We start from the raw sequence: 17,190 nt of genomic DNA, 5'->3' as shown, positions 1-17,190 counted from the left end.
CTCCTCGGCATGCTGTTCTAACGCGGGCGAGCACACGCGGGTGGGTGTGCGCACCGTTCTGCACGGTCAATCTGCTGCGGGAAGTATCTCGATGACATTGCCGTCGCCGATCTCGACCCTGCTGTACGGGGGAAGAACGATCGAGTCCCCCTGCTTCAACTTTATCCGAGGCGAGCCGGGCAGAGTGACGGCGGTGCCATTCGTCGACTGCAGATCGGTCGCGACGACCTCCCGACCTCGCTGCACGATGAACAGATGCGATGCCGACACCTCGCGCGTGGGCGAGGGCACCTCGGCCAGAATCACTTGGTCGCCCGAAAGTTGACGCGGGCCGCGCGGCCTGCGGCCGATGCACACGGGAACGTGCAGCTCGAACGGCGTCTGCGTGCCGATCCGCACGCGACTGGGACGGCCACGATTCGCCGCCGGCGCCTCTGACTCGGGCGCGCCACCGTGTCGTCCCGTGCGCCGGCCAGGAGCCCGCTCCAGGGTGATCTCGCCGTCGTCGACCGCGGCGGGCGCCGTCTGGGGGCGCGAGCGCTCCCGCGGGACGACGCTCGTCTGACGCTCGTCGAGAATCCACATCACCGAATCGACGGATGCCACGCCGAGCACGAGCGGAAGCTCGTCGCCCGAGATGGCGAGCTCGCCAGTAGTACCTTCCGCGTCGGGGGCTCCTGCAAAACGGAGCCCGGTGACGTTCGAGAACGACGCGAGATGCCACGGCCGAAGCCCCTGCGAGGAGAAGCGACGAGGCTCGGCATCCGCCGTGTGCACATCGACGATGGCGGCGCCCCGCGTGACGACCGAGAAGACGGCGGACGAGGGGCCGTCTGCCTCCCATGCCGCCACCGCGAACGATGTCACGGCGTCGGCGCCGAGCAGAGGAATGGTCTGGACGACGCCCTCGAACGACGTCGACTCTTCCGACATCTCCAGCCAGAGCCGGGAGAGAACAGCCGGCGAGCATCCACCGTCGAGCACGACGACAAGGCCCGGCGCGACCAAAGCCAGCTGTGACCCCGACGACGAAGCCGCCCTGTAGACCACCCGGCCTGGTGTGTCTCGGGGCACGCTCACCCGTCGAGCCTAATCGCCGATGAACGACATGACGTGCTTGATCCGTGTGTAGTCCTCGAAGCCGTACATCGAGAGGTCTTTCCCGTAGCCCGAATGCTTGAAGCCGCCGTGGGGCATCTCGGCGACGATGGGGATGTGGGTGTTGATCCACACGCATCCGAAATCGAGTCGCCGTGCCATCCGCATCGCCCGCGAGTGATTGCTGGTCCACACGCTGGAGGCCAAGGCGTAGTCGACGCCATTGGCGTGACGGATGGCTTCGGCCTCGTCGGCGAAGGACTGCACCGTGATCACCGGTCCGAAGACCTCGTTCTGAACGATCTCGTCGCTCTGGGTCAGACCGGAGACGATGGTGGCCTCGTGGAAGTACCCGGTGTCGCCCTGTCGTCGACCCCCGAGTTCGATCGTCGCGTGATCGGGAAGACGCTCGATGAATCCCGTTACCTGAGCCAGCTGCGCGGCATTGTTGACGGGGCCGAACAGCACGTCGGTGCGATCCGGAGTACCGGTCACCGCGCTGGTTCTCGCATGCTCGGCGAGCGCCGCCACGAACTCGTCATGGATGCCGTCCTGCACGAGCAGACGTGTCGCCGCCGTGCAGTCCTGTCCCGCATTGAAGTAGCCCGCGGCGACGATGCCCTCGACAGCCTTGGCGATGTCGGCATCGTCGAAGACGACGACGGGTGCCTTGCCGCCGAGTTCGAGGTGGACCCGCTTCAGATCGACCGCGGCAGCTCTCGCCACCTCCATTCCCGCACGCACGGAGCCGGTGATCGACACCAGCTGCGGGATCCGATTCGCCACCATCGCGGCCCCCGTCGATCTGTCGCCCAACACCACGTTCATAACGCCGGGCGGCAGGAATTCGGCCGCGACCTCGGCCAGGAGAAGGGTGGACAGCGGCGTCGTATCCGACGGCTTGAGCACGGTGGTGTTGCCGGCTGCGATTGCGGGCGCCACCTTCCAGACGGCCATATTGAGCGGGTAGTTCCACGGCGTGACCTGCCCGACGACGCCGATGGGCTCCCGGCGCACGAACGACGTGTGATCGGTCATGTACTCCCCCGCGCTTCTGCCCTCGAGGTTCCGAGCCGCGCCGGCGAAGAACCGGATCTGGTCGACGCTCAGAAGGATCTCGTCTGCGACGAGAGTCGCTCGCGGCTTGCCGGTATCGAGCGACTCCCTGTCTGCGAATTCCTCGGCGCGGCTCTCCATGGCGTCAGCGATGCGGAAGAGCGCGAGTTGGCGCTGCGACGGTGTGGTGTCTCGCCATCCCTCGAAGGCGTCGGATGCCGCACGGTAGGCCGCGTCGATCTCTCGTTCCGATGAGATCGGCGAGACGCCATAGACCCTCTCCGTCGAAGGATCGACCAGATCGAGACCTGCGCCGAACTCCGAGTCCGTGTAGTGGCCGTTCACGAAGTTCTTCAGCGTGTGACTCTGCATGGCCCCATCGTCGCACGGTTTCGTACGCGATTCAACTGATTTCGTCGCTCAAACCCGTTATAGCGACGAAATCACTTGCTCGGAATCGGACTCGCTGACAGAATCGAGGCATGAGCCTGAAACCACGACAAACCCATCTCGATGACACGTCGAAGGCGATCATCGAGCAGCTCCAAGTCGATGGTCGACGGTCCTACGCCGAGATCGGCAAGGCCGTGGGGCTGAGCGAGGCGGCGGTTCGGCAGCGTGTGCAGAAGCTCACGGACTCGGGGGTGATGCAGATCGTCGCCGTGACCGATCCCCTGCAACTCGGCTTCTACCGACAGGCGATGATCGGCCTGAAGGTGTCGGGCGACACGCGCGTCGTCGCCGACGCTCTGGCCGCGATACCCGCGGTCGACTACGTCGTGCTCACGGCCGGAACGTTCGACATCATGGCCGAGGTCGTCTGCGAGAGCGATGACGATCTCATCGCTCTGCTCAACTCGCAGATCCGGCATCTTGAGGGCGTCATCTCGACCGAGACGTTCGTCTATCTGAAACTGCACAAGCAGCTCTACAACTGGGGTACCCGATGACCGACATGACTTATTCCGACGTCGCCGAGAGCGAGCTGCAGCGCAAGGCGAAAGACCATCTCTGGATGCATTTCAGTCGGCAATCGGTGATGGAATCGGGCGCGGGCGTTCCGATCATCACTCGCGGCGAGGGTCATCACATCTGGGACAGTCGGGGAAAGAGGTACATCGACGGTCTTTCAGGGCTCTTCGTGGTGAACGCCGGTCACGGCCGACGACGCCTGGCCGAGACCGCGGCACGGCAGGCTGAGGAATTGGCCTTCTTTCCCGTGTGGTCCTACGCACATCCGAACGCGATCGAGCTCGCGGACCGGCTCGCGCACTATGCGCCGGGCGACCTCAACCGTGTGTTCTTCTCGACCGGTGGTGGTGAGGCCGTGGAGACTGCTTTCAAGCTGGCCAAGTACTACTGGAAGCTCCAGGGGCAGCCGACGAAGCACAAGGTCATCTCGCGCGCCGTCGCGTATCACGGCACCACCCAGGGAGCGTTGGCGGTGACCGGCATACCGGGTATGAAGGCGATGTTCGAACCTGTCACGCCGGGCGGCTTCCGCGTGCCGAACACGAACATCTATCGCGCGCCCGAGCACGGCGACGACCCGGTCGCGTTCGGAATCTGGGCTGCCGATCGGATCGAGGAGATGATTCAATTCGAGGGTCCCGACACGGTGGCGGCCGTCTTTCTCGAGCCGGTGCAGAACTCCGGCGGCTGCTTCCCTCCACCGCCCGGGTACTTCCAGCGGGTGCGTGAGATCTGCGACCGCTACGACGTGCTGCTGGTCAGCGATGAAGTGATCTGTGCTTTCGGCCGAATCGGTCATATGTTCGCGTGCGACGAGTACGGCTACGTTCCCGACATGATCACCTGTGCCAAGGGCATGACCAGCGGGTATTCTCCCATCGGTGCCACGATCGTGAGCGACAAAGTCTACGAGCCGTTCAAGCACGGTCAGACGTCCTTTGCACACGGATACACGTTTGGCGGTCACCCCGTGTCGGCTGCCGTCGCGCTGGCGAACCTCGACATCTTCGAAGAGGAGAAGCTCAACGAGAATGTCAGGGCCAACTCTCCCCTCTTCCGCTCGACGCTCGAGAAGTTGAACGATCTGCCGATCGTCGGCGATGTGCGCGGAGACGGATACTTCTTCGGCATCGAGCTGGTGAAAGACAAGGCGACCAAGGAGACGTTCGATGATGAGGAGTCGGAGAGGCTGCTCCGGGGTTTTCTCTCGAAGGCTCTCTTCGACGCAGGGCTCTACTGCCGTGCTGACGACCGGGGAGATCCGGTGATTCAATTGGCCCCTCCTCTCACCATCGGCGCGCCTGAGTTCGACGAGATCGAGCAGATCCTCCGTAGCGTCCTCACGGAGGCCTGGAGCAGGCTCTGATCACCGGTCACACAGCCTGCCTGCCCACCCAGTCGGGCACGCGGCCCGTGCTGATCAGCTGCTCGAAGAGGCGAGCCAACTCGTACCCCGGCCCGATCGAGAGCGCCTGTTCGAGGTAGTCCCCCGCGGCAGAGCCTTGGCCCCGTGCCCATTCGAGCCAGGCGAGCATGGTGAGGGGCGCGAGCTGCCACGGCATGGGTGCCAGGGAGACGAGGTGACGGAGCAGACGAATCGCTCCCTCTATGCGCAGCCCGTCGGGGCACTGTCTGCCCTCGCCGACAAACGTTTCGAGAATCGACCCGTCCGGAACCGATTTTCCTCGGCGTAGCGCGGCCGTGACTCCGGCAGCCCGATCACCGGCGGCATCACCCCAGGCCAGGAGCATCAGCACGCAGTCTCTGACGCCCTTGTCTCTGACGCTCCAGAGCAGGGCCGCCAGCGCATTCGGCGGGATGTCGATCGGTGCAGACTCGATGGCGTCGGTCCAGAGAACCTTGGCCGGCGTCCACTCCCACAATCGTTCTCTCTCACGAGGATGGTTCATGATCGCCGTGGATGCCGCGGCCACCCCTTCCCGTTGCTCCGTCGGACCATCAAGTATCGGCGTCGCCCCCTGGGCGACCCCCTCGACATCGCGCGACGCGCCAACCCCGTCGAGCTCCCCGTCGATTCGTGCCGTGTCGCTGTCTGTGAAGCGTCCACGTTCGTCATCGAGATACGAACCCCACACACGACCAGAGCAGCACAGTGCATCGACTATGCCGAGCCCCGCCGACGCCATCCTGGTGACGATGGCCTCGACGAGTTGCGGCCTCGGCGGCCGATCCTCCGCCGACCACGCCTCGTCTGTGTAGATGGCGATGAGCACGGCATCCACCCCCGGTACCCGACTGATCAGGCGGATGATGGCATCGGCTACCAGCCGGGGGTTCGTGCGCGGAGTATCCGCGGGCAGGTCTACTCGCAGCGATGCCGCCGTCTGCCGATTCTGGAAGGTCTGGACGACGATGCTGTTCGTGGGTGTGTAGCCCAGGACGCGTGGCAGGGCGATCAAGAAGTCTGCGGGCCTTTTCGCTTTCACCGAGTGAGTCATGACGAGAGCCTGCGGCACTCGCAGCGCCGGAATCCCGGCTCGCCTCGAAGGTGTGGAGAGATGGGAGGAATGCTGCGCTGTGAGGGGACACCTGTCCGCCATCTCCTCCCCAGCCCGTCCTGACGGGCGCGAATGACACCGACGCTCCAGATCACGGTCGGCGACGACCCACGGCGATACTCTCGACCTCATGACACGAGAACTTCTCTCAACAGGAGACGACGGTATTGCTCGGTGCGGTTGGGTCTCCGACGACTCCGAGTACCAGCGCTATCACGACGAGGAGTGGGGAAGCCCGCTGCACGGCGACGACGCACTCTTCGAGACGATCGCATTGGAGGGATTCCAGGCTGGCCTCTCATGGATCACCATCTTGAGGCGACGGCCTGCCTTCCGCCGTGCGTTCGACGGCTTCGCGATTCGGAGGGTCTCCGCCTTCGATGACGACAAGGTCGACGAACTGGCCAGCGATTCCTCGATCATCCGCAATCGACAGAAGATCGTCGCGACGGTCAAGAACGCTCGAACCATTCTCGACCTGGTGAGCGCGAACCCGGGGGAACTCGATCGTCTGATCTGGAGTCACGCGCCATCATCGCATCAGCGGCCTCGCACCGTAGAAGAGGTTCTGACCGTTACCGATGGCTCGAGGGCGCTCAGCACTCGGTTGAGGAGCATAGGACTGGGGTTCGTGGGACCGACGACCATGCACGCCTTGATGCAGGCAGCAGGGCTGATCAACGACCATGCGCAGGGCTGTGTCCGAGGCGATCAGCTCGAGAAGGCGACTGAACGTCTCAGTACGTAGGGTTCTGCGGTCCGCCCATCGATGGAGCGGCATAGACGGGCCGAGCCTGTGGCACGTAACGGAGAACGGCGCTCGTGGGCCTCGCCCACTCCGGGGCGATGAATATGCCCGCGATCGGCTGGGGGTTCCATACCGATCGGTTGAAAGCGAAGATGCCCCACCACACGTACGGAACAAGGATGTACAGAACGACCCAGGCCGCGGTCTTTCCGAAGCGCAGTCCGATGTTGTAGGCCGCGAGACAGATGAACACACTCGATGCAACGCCGACGAAGGGCACGAAGGCTACGAGGGCCCACCAACCCGCCTGTCCCCCGAGCTCGAGGAAGACCCAGGAGTTGTAGACGGGCACCCATCCCTTCCACGCGGGCTCACCGGCCTTCACGAAGATCTTGCTCAGGAACCAGGAACTGATCACGTAGATGGCGATGATCAGAACCGCGTAGAGCGCGGTGAAGACCAACGTGATAATCAGGCCGGCCGCGGCTCCGGTCGCTGAGCCGTCCGAGTCATATGTCGAGATCATGCAGCAAGACTAGCGGCAGCCCGGGAACAACCGTGGGTGGCGCTGGAGGCAGCGTCGCGGCTGGCGCGATCACCCCTTCGGTGCGTACAGCCTCACTTCTTTCTGGTCGCCGAGTTCCATGCGGTAACCCGCTTCGGCCGCGACGGCGATCACCTCCTCGATCGACTCGAGGTCGCGCGCGTTCAAGAGCAACGCTCGTGTTAGAAGCCCCTTGGCCTTCTTGTTGAAGTGGTTCAATGCTCGTACCGTTCCGTCATCGGACTCCGTGACCACCCGGAGGAACCAGGAGTTCACCCCCGGCGCTAGGGGCGACAGAGCGACGTACCCTTCAGACCTGAAGTCGAGAACGAGTTCGCCGTCTGCGCCGATTTCCGTCGGCACAACGGGAGCCCACGTCTTGGCGAGATGAATACCCGGCAATTTGGAATCGTGCGACAACCGGTATGCAGGAATGGGGTCCATGCCACCGATCGGCCCGAGGAGCGCCGACTGAATCACGACGTGCGTCGCGGCGAATGAGCGGGCCTCGACGGGCAGACTCCCCGAATCGAGAGCGTCGAAGATCACGCCCGTGTACCTGTCGAGAGCCGGCATCGTCGGCGACGTGGTCACGGAGCGATTGCGCACGACCTCTGAGCGAAGCCGGGCACTGATCTTGAGCGCCTTCAGACTCGCTTCCTCGTCTTGAGACAGAGCACGAAGCTCGCGAATCACCCGCCGACGAGTCGCCGTCAACGACGAAAAACGCAAGCGGGTCATATCCAACTTCGTGGCATCACCCCCCTCCCGCTTCGTCTCGGACGGCGGAAGGAGGATGATCACGAGGTGGTCGACCCGCTTGCGTTAGACGAGCGCCGCGTTGCGCGCGACGATCGTGATGGTGTTGTTCTCTACCGACAGGAATCCGTCGTCGGCCTGAGCCGTGATGCGGGAACCGGAGGCCTGCGTGACGCGGACCTCTCCCTCAGCCAGAATCGCGAGAAGCGGCTCGTGGCCGGCGAGGATACCGATCTCGCCTTCGACAGTCTTAGCGATGACCATGGTGGCCTCGCCCGACCAGACTTCCTGATCGGCCGAGACGACACTCACGGTAAGAGCCGAAGCCATGACTAGCCGTTCTCTTTCTGGATCTGGGCCCACTTCTCTTCGACGTCGTTGATACCACCGACGTTGAAGAAGGCCTGCTCCGCCACGTGATCGAAGTCACCGTTGGCGATAGCGGAGAACGACTCGATCGTGTCCTTCAGAGGAACCGTCGAACCTTCCACGCCCGTGAACTTCTTGGCCATGTAGGTGTTCTGCGACAGGAACTGCTGAATGCGACGGGCGCGCGAAACGGTGATCTTGTCTTCTTCAGAGAGCTCGTCGACACCGAGGATCGCGATGATCTCCTGGAGTTCCTTGTTCTTCTGGAGGATCGCCTTGATGCGCACGGCCGTGTTGTAGTGATCCTCACCCAGGTACCGCGGGTCGAGGATGCGGCTCGTCGACGTCAGCGGGTCGACGGCCGGGTACAGGCCTTTCGACGCGATTTCACGCGAGAGCTCCGTGGTGGCGTCGAGGTGGGCGAACGTGGTGGCCGGCGCGGGGTCGGTGTAGTCGTCAGCCGGAACGTAGATCGCCTGCAGCGACGTGATCGAGTGACCACGCGTCGATGTGATGCGCTCCTGCAGGATTCCCATCTCGTCGGCCAGGTTGGGCTGGTAACCCACAGCGGACGGCATGCGTCCGAGAAGGGTCGAGACCTCGGAACCCGCCTGCGTGAAGCGGAAGATGTTGTCGATGAAGAGCAGAACGTCCTGCTTCTGAACATCGCGGAAGTACTCCGCCATGGTCAGGGCCGACAGGGCTACGCGAAGACGCGTTCCCGGCGGCTCGTCCATCTGGCCGAACACGAGGGCGGTCTTGTCGAAGACTCCCGCCTCTTCCATCTCGGCGATGAGGTCGTTTCCCTCACGGGTGCGCTCGCCGACACCGGCGAACACGGACACTCCACCGTGGTCCTGCGCGACGCGCTGGATCATTTCCTGGATGAGGACCGTCTTGCCGACTCCGGCGCCTCCGAAGAGTCCGATCTTTCCACCCTGCACATAGGGGGTCAGGAGGTCGATGACCTTGATGCCGGTCTCGAAGAGCTCCGTCTTCGATTCGAGCTGGTCGAAAGCCGGGGGCTTGCGGTGGATGGGCCAGCGCTCGGTGATCTCGATCTTCTCGCCCGGCTCAGCGTTGAGCACCTCGCCGATGACGTTGAAGACCTTGCCCTTGGTGATGTCGCCGACGGGAACCGTGATCGGCTCTCCGGTGTCGGTGACCTCCTGGCCGCGGACGAGTCCGTCGGTCGGCTTCAGGGCGATGGCGCGAACCAGGTCGTCTCCGAGGTGCTGGGCGACCTCGAGGGTCAGCACGGTCTCGGGAGCGCCGGGAATGGCGATCGTGGTCTTGAGTGCGTTGTAGATGCCCGGGATCGAGTCGTGGGGGAACTCGATGTCCACGACAGGGCCGGTGACGCGGGCGATACGGCCGACTGCGCCGGGCGCAGTCGTCGTCGCAGCTTCAGGTGCGGTCAGTGTCATTGCTTCTCTCTTCTTTCGAGCTACTTTGCCGAGCTCAGCGCGTCGGCGCCGCCGACGATCTCGGAAATCTGTTGTGTGATCTCGGACTGGCGAGCGTTGTTCGCCAATCGCGTGTAGTCGCGGATGAGTCCATCCGCGTTGTCGCTGGCCGCCTTCATGGCCTTCTGCGTCGCCGCGTGCTTCGCAGCCGCGGACTGGAGCATGGCATTGAAGAGGCGCGACTCGATGTAGACGGGAAGCAGTGAATCAAGAACGGACGACGCGTCGGGCTCGAATTCGTAGAGCGGCAGAACCGCCTTGGAATCGGGCTCTTCGACACCTTCGACGACCTCGAGCGGAAGAAGACGAACGACCTCCGGCACCTGCACCAGCATCGACACGAAGCGGTTGTAGACGATGTGGATCTCGTCGACCCCGCCCTCGGCAGCAGGCTTCAGGAACGACTCGAGAATGGCATCGCCGATCTCCTTCGCCGTCTCGAACTCGGGGTTGTCGGTACCGCCCTGCCACGTCTTCTCTGAGGCCCGACGACGGAACGCGAAGTACGCGTTCGCCTTGCGGCCCACCAGGAAGTACACGACATCCTTACCCTGGCTGCGGAGGAGCTCCGCGAGCTGCTCCGACTCCTTGAGCACGTTGCTGTTGAAGGCACCTGCCAGACCACGGTCGCTCGAGAAGATGACGATCGCAGCACGCTCGACCTTCTCCGGTTCCGTGGTGAGGATGTGCTCGACATTCGAGTACGACGCCACCGCGGAGACGGCACGAGTGATCGCCCGAGAATACGGGGTAGAGGCGGCAACTCGCGCCTGCGCTTTTTGAATGCGCGAGGCGGAGATGAGCTCCATGGCCCTGGTGATCTTCTTGGTCGTCTGGGCAGACTTGATCTTCTGCCGGTAGACGCGGAGTTGCGCTCCCATAAGTTAGCGGCGACCCTTCACGATCTTTTCCTGGTTGACGTCTTCAACCTTGGTCGCAGTGAACTCCTCGCGGCCCACCGACGCGAGGGGCTTGCCTTCGCCCGTCTGGAACTCGAGTTTGAACTTGTCGACCTCGGAGTCGAGCAACGAAGCGGTCTCATCGGACAGTACGTTGGATTCGCGAAGGGTGGTCAACACCTGCGTGTTGCGGGCGAGGTAGTCGAGAAGCTCGCGCTCGAAACGGAGGATGTCCTCGACGGGAACTTCGTCGAGCTTGCCGTTCGTTCCAGCCCAGATCGCGACGACCTGGTCTTCGACCGGGTACGGCGAGTACTGCGGCTGCTTGAGCAGCTCGGTGAGGCGCGCTCCACGAGCAAGCTGGCGACGCGACGCCGGGTCGAGGTCCGATGCGAACATCGCGAACGCCTCGAGCGAGCGGTACTGCGCAAGCTCCAACTTCAGCGTTCCGGAGACCTTCTTGATCGACTTCACCTGAGCGTCACCACCGACTCGCGACACCGAGATACCCACGTCGACCGCGGGGCGCTGGTTGGCGTTGAACAGGTCGGACTGGAGGAAGATCTGGCCGTCGGTGATCGAGATCACGTTGGTCGGGATGTAGGCCGAGACGTCGTTGGCCTTGGTCTCGATGATCGGGAGCCCGGTCATCGAGCCAGCGCCGAGCTCGTCGGAGAGCTTGGCACAACGCTCCAGCAGACGCGAGTGCAGGTAGAACACGTCACCCGGGTACGCCTCGCGTCCCGGCGGACGGCGCAGGAGGAGGGAGACGGCGCGGTAGGCCTCTGCCTGCTTCGACAGGTCATCGAAGATGATCAGAACGTGCTTGCCGCCGTACATCCAGTGCTGACCGATGGCCGAGCCCGTGTACGGGGCGAGGTACTTGAAGCCTGCAGGGTCGGAAGCGGGAGACGCGACGATGGTCGTGTACTCGAGCGCTCCGGCGTCTTCCAGCGCGCCCTTCACCGAGGCGATGGTCGAGCCCTTCTGGCCGATGGCGACGTAGATGCAGCGAACCTGCTTGTTGACGTCGCCCGACTCCCAGTTGGCCTTCTGGTTGATGATCGTGTCGATCGCGATGGCGGTCTTACCCGTCTGGCGGTCACCGATGATCAGCTGACGCTGGCCACGGCCAACGGGGATCATGGCGTCGATCGCCTTGATACCCGTCTGCATGGGCTCGTGAACGCTCTTTCGTTGCATCACACCGGGTGCCTGCAGCTCGAGTGCGCGGCGGCCCTCCGAAGCGATGTCGCCGAGACCATCGATCGGGTTGCCCAGCGGGTCTACGACGCGGCCGAGGTAGGCGTCGCCGACGGGAACCGAGAGGACCTCGCCCGTGCGCTGCACCTCCATGCCCTCGACGATTCCCGAGAACTCACCCAGGATGATGACACCGACCTCGTCTTCGTCGAGGTTCTGGGCGAGGCCCAGGGTTCCGTCGGCGAAGCGAATCAGTTCGTTTGCCATGACGCCGGGGAGACCCTCGACGTGGGCGATGCCGTCGCCGGCGTCGGTGACGTATCCGACCTCGGTCTTCGTCGCCTTGCCGGGCTCATAGGACTTCACGAAGTCCTGAAGAGCACCACGGATCTCGTCGGGGCTGATCGATAGTTCTGCCATCGTTTTTCCTTTTTCTGCCGAAGGATTCGCTCCGGCGTGTAGCAAGCGAGCCGCGAGGGGCTAGCCAGCGAGCTGAAGTCTCAAATCATTGATGCGGGCGGAGACGCTGCCATCAATGACATCATCTCCCACCTGGATGCGAAGACCGCCGATGAGGGCGGGATCGATCTGCTGGTTCACGGAGAGAGAGCGTCCGTACAGTGACGAAAGCCCCTTTTCGAGACGCTCCAGCTGTGCGGGAGCGATGGGAGTCGCGCTCGTGACGGTGGCGATCGACTTGCCCGCCTGATCGGCCACGATGTTCGCAGCGACGCGGAGCAATTCTCCGATGCGCCGACCGCGAGGCTGGGCAACGAGCTGCCGCACGATCGCGAGCGTCTGGGCCGACGCCTTGCCCTGAAGCAGCGCGTCGACAAGAGTCAACTTCGCGTCGACCGCACCGAGCTTCGAACCGAGCGCGAGCTCGAGTTCGTCGCTCGTCGAAACGGCTTCACCGAAGCGAGCCAGCTCGGCCTCGATCGATTCGGCGTTCGTTGCCGAATCAGCGAGGACTCGGAAGCCAAGCTCCTCGACGGCCTCGAGGAGGTCGTCGTGGCTGGACCAGCGGCTCGCCGCGACGTCGCTAAGGATGCGAACGGCCTCGGCGTCGAGCTTCGAGCCGAAGAGCTCGGAAACCACTCCAGCCTTCGAGGCCTGATCCGCAGACGGATCGGCCAAGAGGGACAGGAGCGAAGACGACTCACCGATGACACGTCCGGCGAGGAGCAGCTGCTCCCCTGTGGCGAGCGTGGCTGTACCACCCTGCCCGGCCAGTCTGGCTCGAACTCCGGCGATCGCTTCTCTGGTCGCTGATCCCATGTGCTTACTTGTTTCCTGCGGACGAGGCGGATGCCTCGGACGCCTCGAGGTCAGCGAGGAAGCGATCGACGATACCGGCAGCCTTGGCGTCGTCCTTGACGGACTCACCGATGACGCCCGACGCGAGGTCGAGAGCAAGGCTTCCCACTTCGGCGCGCAGCGACACGACCGCAGCCTGACGCTCGGCTTCGATCTGGCTCGTCGCCTGTGCCTGAATGCGGGCAGCGTCGAGCTGAGCCTGCTCCTTGAGCTCGGCAGCGATCTTGAGAGCGTCGGCGCGAGCCTGCTCCCGGATCTTGCCGGCCTCGGCGCGACCCTCCGCGAGCTGAGCCGTGTACTGCTCGAGCGCTGCTTCGGCCTGGGCCTGGGCGGCGTCTGCCTTGGCGATGTTTCCCTCGATCGCAGCCGAACGCTCGTCGAGCATCGTCTTGACGCGAGGAAGCACCATTCTCCAGAAGAAGAACAGGATGACGACGAAGCAGAGCAGTGACCAGACGATGTCGTAGATCTCTGGGATGAGCGGATTCGTCGTCTCGGCCGTTTCCTCTGCGGCAGCTAGAACTGCGTGAAGCATTCCAGCCTCCTATCTCTTGAGCGAAGCGGGATCAGACGAAGATGAAGTAGGTCGCGATACCGATGAAGGCCAGGGCCTCGGTGAAAGCGATACCGATGTACATCAGAACCTGCAGGCGACCTGCGAGCTCAGGCTGGCGGGCGACACCCTCGATGGTCTTTCCAACGACGATACCGACGCCGATGGCCGGGCCGATGGCTGCGAGACCATAACCGACCGTCGCGATGTTTCCGTTGATCTCGGCGAGAACGGTTGTTGCGTCCACGTGTGTTTCCTTCCGTGATGTCGAACGAGGCGGGCGCCTAATTCGTTTAGTGTTCCTCAGCCAGCGCGAGCTGGGTGTAGACAGCGGTGAGCAGGGTGAAGACGTAGGCCTGGAGCACGGCGACGAGGATCTCGAACAGCGTGAACACGAAGCCGAATGCCAGCGTGCCGACGCCGAACAGGGTGAACCACCCGCTCGCCGTGAAGAAGAAGAACCAGGTGGCGCCGAAGAACAGCACCAACAGCAGGTGGCCGACGACCATGTTCATGAGAAGTCGAAGAGTCAGAGTGACGGGACGCAGGATGAAGGTCGAGAGGAGCTCGATCGGCGTCACGATGATGTAGAGACCCTTGGGCACTCCGGGCGGGAACAGCGCGTTCTTGAAGAACGCTCCCGGGTGCTTCTTGATGCCCGCATAGATGAACGTCACGTAGGCGACCACGGCGAGTACCAGGGGTACACCGATGACGGACGTTCCCGCGAGGTTGAGGAACGGCACGATGCCCGTGAGGTTCATGGCGAGCACCATGAAGAAGATCGTGGTCAGGATCGGCAGGAATCGCCTGCCGTCTTTCTTGCCCAGGAGGTCTTCGGCGATGTTCACTCGGACGAAGTCGAGAGCCATCTCGGCGATGCTCTGGCCCCGGGTGGGTACCAGCTTCATCTTGCGCGTTCCCAGCCAGAAGAGGATGAGGATGGCGGCGACAGCGATGAAGCGGATCAGAATGACCCGGTTGATCTCGAAGGGGGTACCGGGGAAGAAGATGACTTCTGGGAAGAATTCCTCGATGGACGGACCGTGGAATTGACCATCATCGGCAGCCAACGGCACAAGCAAGTTCAGAGCGTTAGCTAACAGCGCTATCTCCTGGTTCGGGGCGTGGAGCGAGGCTCTCGCGACGACGAATGATGGGGGGTGCTGCTTCTGGGCGAAAACCCGAGTGACGCAGCGGAACGATCTTTATGAACCCTATCAAGAGTTAGGGGCCCCTGACCAATCGAGAAGGGCTATTGACGACCCGAATGTGCCGGATCGGACATATTCCTACTCGCCCGGCAACTTCACGTCGCTTGCATAGCTCATGCGGGATGTAGCGACCACGACGACGTCCACGATGAGTGAGCCGAGTACGCCCGCGATGATGCACAGGAACATCACGACCGGGTTGATCCAGGGCTGATCGCGCAGCAAGAAGACGAGGACGAGGAAGATCGCGAACTTCACGATCCAGGCGCCCATCACCACGGCGAAGAAGATGGCGGTGAAGAAGTCCGTTCCCGAGAACCGGTTGGCGACCAGGATAGACGCGGCGGTGAGACCGGTGAAGAGGATGGCCATCGCCGTACCCACCAGGGCGCTCACCAGGCCCCGCTCCGCGTCGACGAGGTAACCCGCCACTCCCCCGATCACCGCGATGGCGAGGGCCAGCAGCCCGCCCCATTTGAGGATGCGCACGAAGACGGGCCGCGCGGATGATCCGGTGGCGGCTGAGGTGACACGGGGGCTGGGGGTCGACACGCTAGGCGCCTTTCGTTTCGGCAGGAGGTGAGACTGATTCGGATGCGGCGTCGAGCGGATCGAGGGACGCGGCCATCGACGCCTCGGGACTCTCTGCCTCGGTCGACTGAGCGGTCGCCTCGACGACCTTGCGCCGGCTCAGGGGCGCCAGGGTCAGAACGGTGCAGACCACGAGGCCGACCAGAAGGAATACGACCGCGTAGCCGGTCGGCACGAGGAAGAACAGCAGACAGCCGATGGACACGACGGCCGTCCACGCATAGAAGATGAGAACCGCGTGAAAGTGCGAGTGACCCATGTCGAGCAGTCTGTGGTGGAGGTGCTTTCGATCCGCACTGAACGGACTCTTGCCCGCACGGAGACGACGGAAGACCGCGAGCCCGAAGTCGAGCAGGGGAAGCACGAGAATGGCGAACGGAAGCAGGATCGGGATGAACGCGGGAAGCAGCTCGCGTCGTCCGAGGGTTGCCGGGTCGATCACTCCCGTGACCGCGATGGCACTCGTCGCCATCAGCAGACCGACGAGCATCGCGCCGGCGTCGCCCATGAACAGCTTCGCCGGGTGCCAGTTCAATGGAAGGAAGCCTGCGCAGGCGCCGATGAGAATCGCGGAGATGAGCGCCGCCAGGTTGAAGTAGTCGGTCGCCGACCCTTCTTGGATGAGCAGGAACGTGTAGAGGAAGAAGACGCCGTTTGCGATGAGGCAGACACCCGCCACGAGCCCGTCGAGACCGTCGATGAAGTTGATGGCGTTCATCACGAGCACGACAGCGAACAGACTGATGATCAGCGACATGACGCCGGAGCCGACGGCGAGCGTGCCCGCGATCGGTAGTGACACGATGGCGACGCCCTGCCATACCAGCAGCCACGCCGCAATGATCTGCCCTGCGAGCTTGATGGTCCAGTCGAGGTCGATGAGGTCATCGATGACCCCGATCACCACGATGATCAGGGCCGCGCCCAGAATGGCGAAGACCGGCCCCGGATTGACGAAGACCAAACGGAAACCGTCGACCTGTGAGGCCACGGCGAACGCCACGACCATACCGATGAACATGGCGACACCGCCCAACCGTGGTGTCGGCCGGGTGTGCACATCTCGTTCGCGGATCTTCGGATAGAGCCTGAACCGATGACTCAGCTTGTACACGACGAGCGCCAACCCGAACGTGACGACGGCCGAGATGGCGGCGACGAGCAGATAGATCCGCACCGATCAGCCGTTCGGTTGCTCGTCTGGAACCACGAGCACGTCTCCCAGAATCGACCGCAGCTGTTCTTCGGACACCGCCCCGTGACGCACGATCCGGATCGCACCGTCGACGCCGAACGTGCTCGCATCGACGATGGTCGACGTGACGGTTTCGGTAGCGCCGCCGTCGAGATACACGTCGACGCTGTCGCCGAGGCTCTCGAGAGCGAGGGATGCGGTGGTCGCCGCCGGCTCGCCGGTGAGGTTGGCCGACGACACGGCCAACGGGCCCACTTCGGTGAGCAACTCGAGGGCGATCGGATCGGAAGGCTGTCGCAGAGCCACGGTTCCTCGGGTCTCGCCGAGATCCCAGGCGAGCGAGGACCGCGCAGGAACGATGATCGTGAGCCCGCCGGGCCAGAACGCATCGACGAGGTCGCGCACGGGCTGGCTCACCGTCTCGGCCAGGGCGTCGAGCGTGGCGACACCGGGTACGAGAACCGGCGGCGGCGAGCTACGCGTGCGGCCCTTGGCGTCGAGGAGAGCCTGCACGGCCGTCGGATTGAAGGCGTCCGCGGCGATGCCGTACACCGTGTCCGTCGGAATGACGACGAGGGCACCGCGGCCGATAGCGGCGCGGGCCAGTCGCATTCCCGTCAGGAGCTCGGACGGAACCGAGCAGTCATAGAGGGCAGCCATATCGACCCCAATGATAGTGCGTGGGCC

Annotated in this window: 19 protein-coding genes; 3 read left to right on the top strand and 16 right to left on the bottom strand. The window is 63.6% G+C overall.

Translation table 11 applies throughout. The features are described from left to right. Positions 1-66: 66 nt before the first annotated feature. Both ASE64_RS12145 and ASE64_RS12140 read right to left on the bottom strand, forming a co-directional pair. Positions 67-1,080, bottom strand: a complete 1,014-nt coding sequence (locus ASE64_RS12145) for an FHA domain-containing protein (protein WP_156351861.1) — start codon at positions 1,078-1,080, stop codon at positions 67-69. A gap of 9 nt (positions 1,081-1,089) precedes the next feature. Beyond that, positions 1,090-2,526 carry a gamma-aminobutyraldehyde dehydrogenase gene (locus tag ASE64_RS12140; RefSeq protein ID WP_055780797.1) on the bottom strand — a complete coding sequence of 479 codons (1,437 nt, stop codon included), beginning with the start codon at positions 2,524-2,526 and terminating at the stop codon, positions 1,090-1,092. A 110-nt stretch (positions 2,527-2,636) separates the two neighbouring features. Between ASE64_RS12140 and ASE64_RS12135 the strand changes: the two genes are divergently transcribed. Further along, positions 2,637-3,104, top strand: coding sequence for an Lrp/AsnC family transcriptional regulator (locus tag ASE64_RS12135; protein ID WP_055780794.1), 468 nt, complete (start codon positions 2,637-2,639; stop codon positions 3,102-3,104). After that, a complete protein-coding gene (locus ASE64_RS12130; RefSeq protein WP_156351858.1) occupies positions 3,101-4,492 on the top strand; it encodes an aspartate aminotransferase family protein in 1,392 nt (463 codons plus the stop codon). Before ASE64_RS12135 ends, ASE64_RS12130 begins: the two co-directional genes overlap by 4 nt. A 7-nt stretch (positions 4,493-4,499) precedes the next feature. On the opposite strand, the gene ASE64_RS12125 is transcribed toward ASE64_RS12130, so the two are convergent. Beyond that, positions 4,500-5,585 (bottom strand): DUF4192 domain-containing protein, encoded by a 1,086-nt coding sequence (locus ASE64_RS12125; protein ID WP_162234569.1) that lies wholly within the window; start codon positions 5,583-5,585, stop codon positions 4,500-4,502. 190 nt (positions 5,586-5,775) lie between these two features. Between ASE64_RS12125 and ASE64_RS12120 the strand changes: the two genes are divergently transcribed. Further along, positions 5,776-6,393, top strand: a complete 618-nt coding sequence (locus ASE64_RS12120; RefSeq protein ID WP_055780788.1) for a DNA-3-methyladenine glycosylase I — start codon at positions 5,776-5,778, stop codon at positions 6,391-6,393. Here ASE64_RS12120 and ASE64_RS12115 read toward each other — a convergent pair. The 13 genes from ASE64_RS12115 to ASE64_RS12055 form a co-directional block, all read right to left on the bottom strand. Beyond that, the gene (locus tag ASE64_RS12115) at positions 6,383-6,919 is read right to left on the bottom strand and encodes a DUF5684 domain-containing protein (protein WP_055780784.1); all 537 of its coding nucleotides are present in this window, start codon (positions 6,917-6,919) and stop codon (positions 6,383-6,385) included. The two genes, ASE64_RS12120 and ASE64_RS12115, sit on opposite strands and share 11 nt — an antisense overlap. Before the next feature lie 69 nt (positions 6,920-6,988). Beyond that, positions 6,989-7,741 carry a YaaA family protein gene (locus ASE64_RS12110; protein ID WP_055780779.1) on the bottom strand — a complete coding sequence of 251 codons (753 nt, stop codon included), beginning with the start codon at positions 7,739-7,741 and terminating at the stop codon, positions 6,989-6,991. 21 nt (positions 7,742-7,762) lie between these two features. Then, positions 7,763-8,026, bottom strand: coding sequence for a F0F1 ATP synthase subunit epsilon (locus ASE64_RS12105; RefSeq protein ID WP_055780777.1), 264 nt, complete (start codon positions 8,024-8,026; stop codon positions 7,763-7,765). A gap of 2 nt (positions 8,027-8,028) precedes the next feature. Beyond that, the gene (atpD, locus tag ASE64_RS12100; protein WP_055780775.1) at positions 8,029-9,492 is read right to left on the bottom strand and encodes a F0F1 ATP synthase subunit beta; all 1,464 of its coding nucleotides are present in this window, start codon (positions 9,490-9,492) and stop codon (positions 8,029-8,031) included. Positions 9,493-9,512: 20 nt separating this feature from the next. Then, a complete protein-coding gene (locus tag ASE64_RS12095; protein ID WP_055780772.1) occupies positions 9,513-10,412 on the bottom strand; it encodes a F0F1 ATP synthase subunit gamma in 900 nt (299 codons plus the stop codon). 3 nt (positions 10,413-10,415) lie between these two features. After that, complete coding sequence (gene atpA / locus ASE64_RS12090; protein ID WP_055780769.1) at positions 10,416-12,053, bottom strand: F0F1 ATP synthase subunit alpha; 1,638 nt, start codon at positions 12,051-12,053, stop codon at positions 10,416-10,418. A gap of 60 nt (positions 12,054-12,113) precedes the next feature. Continuing rightward, the gene (locus ASE64_RS12085) at positions 12,114-12,911 is read right to left on the bottom strand and encodes a F0F1 ATP synthase subunit delta (protein WP_055780766.1); all 798 of its coding nucleotides are present in this window, start codon (positions 12,909-12,911) and stop codon (positions 12,114-12,116) included. 4 nt (positions 12,912-12,915) lie between these two features. After that, a complete protein-coding gene (locus ASE64_RS12080) occupies positions 12,916-13,485 on the bottom strand; it encodes a F0F1 ATP synthase subunit B (RefSeq protein ID WP_055780763.1) in 570 nt (189 codons plus the stop codon). Positions 13,486-13,516: 31 nt separating this feature from the next. Continuing rightward, the gene (atpE, locus tag ASE64_RS12075) at positions 13,517-13,750 is read right to left on the bottom strand and encodes an ATP synthase F0 subunit C (protein WP_035837596.1); all 234 of its coding nucleotides are present in this window, start codon (positions 13,748-13,750) and stop codon (positions 13,517-13,519) included. A 46-nt stretch (positions 13,751-13,796) separates the two neighbouring features. Continuing rightward, on the bottom strand, positions 13,797-14,594 hold the full coding sequence (gene atpB, locus ASE64_RS12070) for a F0F1 ATP synthase subunit A (RefSeq protein WP_055780761.1): 798 nt from the start codon (positions 14,592-14,594) through the stop codon (positions 13,797-13,799). Positions 14,595-14,795: 201 nt separating this feature from the next. Then, the gene (locus ASE64_RS12065; RefSeq protein ID WP_055780758.1) at positions 14,796-15,269 is read right to left on the bottom strand and encodes a hypothetical protein; all 474 of its coding nucleotides are present in this window, start codon (positions 15,267-15,269) and stop codon (positions 14,796-14,798) included. 1 nt (position 15,270) lies between these two features. Beyond that, complete coding sequence (locus ASE64_RS12060; RefSeq protein ID WP_055780756.1) at positions 15,271-16,485, bottom strand: MraY family glycosyltransferase; 1,215 nt, start codon at positions 16,483-16,485, stop codon at positions 15,271-15,273. 3 nt (positions 16,486-16,488) lie between these two features. Continuing rightward, entirely contained in the window at positions 16,489-17,163 is a 675-nt protein-coding gene (locus ASE64_RS12055) for an L-threonylcarbamoyladenylate synthase (protein WP_055780753.1), read from the bottom strand. Between the last annotated feature and the right edge of the window lie 27 nt (positions 17,164-17,190).

Source organism: Agreia sp. Leaf210 (assembly GCF_001421485.1).
Lineage (GTDB): Bacteria > Actinomycetota > Actinomycetes > Actinomycetales > Microbacteriaceae > Agreia.
This window is presented reverse-complemented; position numbering and strand designations above follow the sequence as displayed.

Coding starts and splice junctions, on each gene's coding strand:
- ASE64_RS12140 (WP_055780797.1), bottom strand. CDS start 2,526: ATGCAGAGTCACACGCTGAAGAACTTCGTGAACGGCCACTACACGGAC.
- ASE64_RS12115 (WP_055780784.1), bottom strand. CDS start 6,919: ATGATCTCGACATATGACTCGGACGGCTCAGCGACCGGAGCCGCGGCC.
- ASE64_RS12130 (WP_156351858.1), top strand. CDS start 3,101: ATGACCGACATGACTTATTCCGACGTCGCCGAGAGCGAGCTGCAGCGC.
- ASE64_RS12125 (WP_162234569.1), bottom strand. CDS start 5,585: ATGACTCACTCGGTGAAAGCGAAAAGGCCCGCAGACTTCTTGATCGCC.
- ASE64_RS12105 (WP_055780777.1), bottom strand. CDS start 8,026: ATGGCTTCGGCTCTTACCGTGAGTGTCGTCTCGGCCGATCAGGAAGTC.
- ASE64_RS12120 (WP_055780788.1), top strand. CDS start 5,776: ATGACACGAGAACTTCTCTCAACAGGAGACGACGGTATTGCTCGGTGC.
- ASE64_RS12055 (WP_055780753.1), bottom strand. CDS start 17,163: ATGGCTGCCCTCTATGACTGCTCGGTTCCGTCCGAGCTCCTGACGGGA.
- atpD (WP_055780775.1), bottom strand. CDS start 9,492: ATGACACTGACCGCACCTGAAGCTGCGACGACGACTGCGCCCGGCGCA.
- ASE64_RS12080 (WP_055780763.1), bottom strand. CDS start 13,485: ATGCTTCACGCAGTTCTAGCTGCCGCAGAGGAAACGGCCGAGACGACG.
- atpA (WP_055780769.1), bottom strand. CDS start 12,053: ATGGCAGAACTATCGATCAGCCCCGACGAGATCCGTGGTGCTCTTCAG.
- ASE64_RS12085 (WP_055780766.1), bottom strand. CDS start 12,911: ATGGGATCAGCGACCAGAGAAGCGATCGCCGGAGTTCGAGCCAGACTG.
- ASE64_RS12095 (WP_055780772.1), bottom strand. CDS start 10,412: ATGGGAGCGCAACTCCGCGTCTACCGGCAGAAGATCAAGTCTGCCCAG.
- ASE64_RS12135 (WP_055780794.1), top strand. CDS start 2,637: ATGAGCCTGAAACCACGACAAACCCATCTCGATGACACGTCGAAGGCG.